The organism is Mycobacterium sp. 1245852.3 (assembly GCF_001669335.1).
Taxonomy (GTDB): domain Bacteria; phylum Actinomycetota; class Actinomycetes; order Mycobacteriales; family Mycobacteriaceae; genus Mycobacterium; species Mycobacterium europaeum_A.
On sequence record NZ_LZLL01000268.1, the window covers coordinates 1 to 5,320 of the forward strand.

Annotated in this window: 5 protein-coding genes; 4 read left to right on the plus strand and 1 reads right to left on the minus strand. The window is 67.5% G+C overall.

Going from position 1 to position 5,320, the window contains the following annotated elements:
- The first annotated feature begins 33 nt into the window (after nt 1-33).
- The 4 genes from A9W96_RS11610 to A9W96_RS11625 are packed head-to-tail and all read left to right on the plus strand — an operon-like array spanning nt 34 to nt 4,492.
- Complete coding sequence (locus tag A9W96_RS11610; protein WP_066876644.1) at nt 34-645, plus strand: heme-copper oxidase subunit III; 612 nt, start codon at nt 34-36, stop codon at nt 643-645.
- A gap of 29 nt (nt 646-674) precedes the next feature.
- On the plus strand, nt 675-1,532 hold the full coding sequence (locus tag A9W96_RS11615) for a cytochrome c (protein ID WP_067139923.1): 858 nt from the start codon (nt 675-677) through the stop codon (nt 1,530-1,532).
- Between the two features lie 48 nt (nt 1,533-1,580).
- The gene (locus A9W96_RS11620; RefSeq protein WP_066862630.1) at nt 1,581-2,792 is read left to right on the plus strand and encodes a ubiquinol-cytochrome c reductase iron-sulfur subunit; all 1,212 of its coding nucleotides are present in this window, start codon (nt 1,581-1,583) and stop codon (nt 2,790-2,792) included.
- Entirely contained in the window at nt 2,789-4,492 is a 1,704-nt protein-coding gene (locus tag A9W96_RS11625; RefSeq protein ID WP_066862633.1) for a cytochrome bc complex cytochrome b subunit, read from the plus strand. The genes A9W96_RS11620 and A9W96_RS11625 overlap by 4 nt, the downstream gene beginning before the upstream one ends.
- A 239-nt stretch (nt 4,493-4,731) precedes the next feature.
- On the opposite strand, the gene A9W96_RS11630 is transcribed toward A9W96_RS11625, so the two are convergent.
- Nucleotides 4,732-5,320: DUF2561 family protein (locus A9W96_RS11630; protein ID WP_067139926.1), on the minus strand; the 589-nt coding region annotated here is incomplete at its 5' end.

Consider the following 5,320-nt stretch of genomic DNA (forward strand, 5'->3'; position numbering starts at 1 on the left):
GTTCAACAACTACAAAGCGTCATACTTGCGTATGTGACCAGCGCTGCCGGGACTTCGGGTACTGCAATTACGTCGCGGGTGCATTCGCTGAACCGACCCAACATGGTCAGCGTCGGCACCATCGTCTGGCTTTCCAGCGAGCTGATGTTCTTTGCTGGCCTCTTCGCGATGTACTTCACCGCTCGCGCCCAATCGGGCGGAAAGTGGCCGCCGCCGCCGACCGAGCTGAACCTATACCAGGCCGTCCCCGTGACATTGGTGCTGATCGCGTCGTCGTTTACCTGCCAGATGGGGGTGTTCGCGGCCGAGCGCGGCGACGTGTTCGGGCTGCGCCGCTGGTACGTGCTCACCTTCCTGATGGGCCTGTTCTTCGTTTGCGGACAGGGCTACGAGTACTACCACCTGGTGACGCACGGGACCACCATCCCCGGCAGCGCCTACGGCAGCGTGTTCTACCTGGCGACCGGGTTCCACGGTTTGCACGTCACCGGCGGATTGATCGCCTTCATCTTCTTGCTGGCCCGCACCGCGATGAGCAAGTTCACGCCGGCGCAGGCGACGGCCAGCATCGTCGTCTCGTACTACTGGCATTTCGTCGACATCGTGTGGATCGCGCTGTTCGCCGTGATCTATTTCATCCGATGAGCAGGCGCTGGACGAACAGGAGTGCTCGGTTGAAGAAACTGGGATCGACCCGATCCGGTGCGGCCAAGGCGCCGCAGGCGCAGCGCGACCGTTCGCGGCGCCGGCTGCGTCGCCGGCTGTCCGGCGGCCTGCTGCTGCTGATCGCGCTGACCATCGCCGGTGGCCTGGCCGCCATCCTGACGCCGCGGCCGCAGGTGGCCGTCGCGGACGAGTCGAACTCGGCGCTGCTGCGCACCGGCAAGCAGCTGTTCGACACGTCGTGCGTGTCCTGCCACGGCGCGAACCTGCAGGGCGTGCCCGACCGGGGGCCGAGCCTGATCGGCGTCGGCGAGGAAGCCGTCTACTTCCAGGTGTCCACCGGCCGGATGCCCGCGATGACCGGCGAGGCGCAGGCGCCGCGCAAGGAACCGATCTTCGACGAGGCGCAGGTCGACGCCCTGGGCGCCTACGTGCAGGCCAACGGCGGCGGCCCGACGACGGTGCGCAACCCGGACGGCACCCTGGCGATGCGCTCGCTGCGCGGCCAGGACCTGGGACGCGGCGGTGACCTGTTCCGGCTGAACTGCTCGTCGTGCCACAACTTCACCGGCAAGGGCGGGGCGCTGTCGTCGGGTAAGTACGCGCCGGACCTCGAGCCCGCCAATGAGCAGCAGATCCTGGCGGCCATGCGGACCGGTCCGCAGAACATGCCGAAGTTCTCCGACCGTCAGCTGTCGTTCGAGGCCAAGAAGGACATCATCGGCTACATCAAGGCGGTGACCGAGGAGCGCCAGCCGGGCGGTTACGGCCTCGGCGGATTCGGGCCCGCACCCGAGGGCATGGCCGCCTGGATCATCGGGATGGTCGCCGCCATCGGGCTGGCACTGTGGATTGGGGCACGAGCATGAGCCGCGCCGAGACGATGCAGAGCGAAGCGATGAGGAGGAGCGGCGCAAATGAGTGAGGCGGACGTTCGCGGCTCTGACACCGGCGGGAGCCCGCAGGGCACCGGCGAGCGCGAGCCCGATGACGCGGCCCTGGCCGCCATGTCGCAGCAGGAACTGGTGGCCCTGGGCGGCAAGCTGGATGGCGTCGAGACGGTGTTCAAGGAGCCCCGCTGGCCGATCGAGGGCACCAAGGCCGAGAAGCGCGCCGAGCGTGGCGTCGCCGTCTGGCTTTTGCTGGGCGGGTTCTTCGGCCTGGCGCTGCTGCTGATCTTCTTGTTCTGGCCGTGGGAGTACAAGCCGAAGGAGGAGGCCGGCAGCTTCCTCTATGACCTGGCCACCCCGCTCTACGGGCTGACGTTCGGGATGGCGATCCTGTCGATCGGCGTCGGCGTCATCCTGTACCAGAAACGCTTTATCCCGGAAGAGATTTCGATCCAGGACCGCCACGACGGCGCCTCGCGCGACGTCGACCGCAAGACGGTGGTGGCGAACCTGGCCGACGCGTATCAGGGATCGACGGTCGGGCGGCGCAAGCTGATCGGCCTTTCGCTGGGGATGGGGCTGGGCGCGTTCGGCCTGTCCACCCTGGTCGCGTTTGCCGGCGGACTGATCAAGAACCCGTGGAAGCCGGTGGTGCCGACCGCCGACGGCAAGAAGGCCGTGCTGTGGACCTCGGGGTGGACCCCGCGCTATCACGGCGAGACCATCTATCTGGCGCGCGCGACGGGCTCGGCCTCCACCTCGCCGTTCGTCAAGATGCGCCCCGAAGACCTCGACGCCGGCGGCATGGAAACCGTCTTCCCGTGGCGCGAGTCCGACGGGGACGGCACCACCCCCGAATCGCAGGAGAAGCTGCGGGCCATCAACCAGGGTGTGCGAAACCCGGTGATGCTCATCAGGATTCGGCCCACCGACATGGGCCGCGTGGTCAAACGGCAGGGCCAGGAGAGCTTCAACTTCGGTGAGTTCTTCGCCTACACCAAGGTGTGCTCGCACCTGGGCTGCCCCGCATCGCTGTACGAGGAGCAGTCCTACCGGATCCTGTGCCCGTGCCACCAGTCGCAGTTCGACGCGCTGCACTTCGCCAAGCCGATTTTCGGGCCGGCCGCGCGTGCGTTGGCGCAACTGCCGATCACCATCGACACCAACGGGTATCTGGTCGCCAACGGTGACTTCGTCGAGCCCGTCGGACCGGCATTCTGGGAGAGGACGACAACATGAGTCCGAAACTGAGTCCCCCGAAGATCGGCGATGTCCTGGCCCGTCAGGGCGAGGACATCGACACGCGTTATCACCCGTCGGCCGCGGTGCGCAGACAGCTCAACAAGGTCTTCCCCACGCACTGGTCGTTCCTGCTGGGCGAGATCGCGATGTACAGCTTCATCGTGCTACTGCTCACCGGCGTCTACCTGACGCTGTTCTTCGATCCGTCCATGGCCGAGATCACCTACAACGGCGCCTATCAGCCGCTGCGCGGCGTGGACATGTCGAAGGCCTTCGCGTCGACCCTCGACATCTCCTTCGAGGTGCGCGGCGGATTGTTCGTGCGTCAGGTCCACCACTGGGCCGCGCTGATCTTCTCCGCGTCGATCATGGTGCACCTGGCCCGCATCTTCTTCACCGGCGCCTTCCGGCGGCCACGTGAGGCCAACTGGGTCATCGGTTCGCTGCTGCTGATCCTGGCCATGTTCGAGGGCTACTTCGGCTACTCGCTGCCCGACGACCTGTTGTCCGGCATCGGGTTGCGCGCCGCGCTGTCCTCGATCACGTTGGGCATGCCGGTGATCGGCACCTGGCTGCACTGGGCCCTGTTCGGCGGTGACTTCCCCTGCGGTGGCGTCGGAAACGAATGCGCCACAGCGGGTTACATCATCCCGCGGATGTACGCCCTGCACATCCTGCTGCTGCCCGGGATCATCCTGGCCCTGATCGGGCTGCACCTGGCCATGGTGTGGTTCCAGAAGCACACCCAGTTCCCCGGCCCCGGCCGCACCGAGCACAACGTGGTCGGCGTGCGCGTGATGCCGGTGTTCGCGGTCAAGTCCGGCGCGTTCTTCGCCGCGATCGTCGGCGTGCTGGGCCTGCTCGGTGGTCTGCTGCAGATCAACCCGATCTGGAACCTGGGCCCCTACAAGCCATCTCACGTCTCGGCCGGTTCGCAGCCGGACTTCTACATGATGTGGACCGAAGGCCTGGCCCGCATCTGGCCGCCGTGGGAGTTCTACTTCTGGCACCACACCATCCCGGCGGTGGTCTGGGTGGCGCTGATCATGGGTGGGGTGTTCGGTCTGCTGATCGTCTACCCGTTCCTGGAGAAGCGGTTCAGCGGTGACTATGCGCACCACAACCTGCTGCAGCGCCCGCGCGACGTGCCGGTGCGCACGTCGATCGGCGCCATGGCGATCGCGTTCTACATGTTGCTGACGCTGTGCGCGATGAACGACATCATCGCGTTCAAGTTCGACATCTCGCTGAACGCGACGACGTGGATCGGGCGCATCGGCATGGTGATCGTGCCGCCGGTGGTCTACTTCATCACCTATCGGTGGTGCATCGGACTGCAGCGCAGCGACCGCGCGGTGCTCGAGCACGGCATCGAGACCGGCATCATCAAGCGGCTGCCGCACGGCGCCTACATCGAGCTGCACCAGCCGCTGGGCCCGGTCGACGACCACGGCCACCCGCTGCCGCTGGCGTACCAGGGTGCGCCCCTGCCCAAGAAGATGAACAAGCTGGGCTCGGGCGGATCCCCCGGTAGTGGCAGCTTCCTGTTCGCCGACCCGGCGTCCGAGGACGCGGCGCTGCGGGAGGCGGCGCACGGCTCCGAGCAACGCGCCCTGACCGCGCTGCGCGAGCACCAGGACGGCCTCAACGGCTCGACGAACGGTTCCACCAACGGCTCGACCAACGGCGAGCACTAGCTAGCCCGGACGGCCCGGCTCCTCATCGGCTTCTTCGTGGCCGACGCGGGAGCCGGGCAAATCCTGCACCCGGTCGCGTTGCTTGCGTTGCCCGGTTGCGTTGAGCGCGCCCACAACGCGAGACGTAAACCATTGCGGCGACGCACGGCGTGTCGTCGCAACGGTTTGCGTGTCGAGTGCGCTGACGCGACGGGTCCGGCACATCCTCCCCCGCCTGCCAACCCCGTTGCGGTCGGCGGCTACTGGTCGGCGACGACGCCGCGCAGCTGGCGGATGTGCAGCCACTCGACCACCGGCATCGCGGCGGTGATGACGCCGGCGAGCCCGTAGCCGAGCCAGGACGCGCCGTCGTGTCCGACCGCCATCAGGTAGGTCGCCGCCGCGACCGCGATCAGCGCCGTGCCCATGGTGCCGGTCAGTATCACGGTGCCGCGCAACCACACTCGGTCGACCGCCTCGCCCGACCACTCGGCGCCCGATACCGGCGCCGTTTGCACCGTGGCGGCTCGCTCGGGTTTGGTGCGCAGGGCGCCGGTCCCCAGCTGCACCGCAGGTCGTGACGGCCCGCGTGCCGGCGCGGTCATCGCCTGAGCGGCCGGCTCGGACTGCGATATCCGGCGGGCCCGCAACAGGATCGGGATGGCGCCCGCGATGATCAGGGCCGAGACGATGATGACCGCGTACAGCACCCAGGTGGTGTGCGGGCTGCTGGCCGCCTTGTGAAAGCCCCTGCCCAGATCCGCCAGGGCGACGGCGGCCGCCACGCTGACGCCCAGCAGCACCAGGTAAATGGCGGCGCACGCGCCGATCAGGATGCGGTCGATGACC

Coding starts and splice junctions, on each gene's coding strand:
- A9W96_RS11625 (WP_066862633.1), top strand. CDS start 2,789: ATGAGTCCGAAACTGAGTCCCCCGAAGATCGGCGATGTCCTGGCCCGT.
- A9W96_RS11620 (WP_066862630.1), top strand. CDS start 1,581: ATGAGTGAGGCGGACGTTCGCGGCTCTGACACCGGCGGGAGCCCGCAG.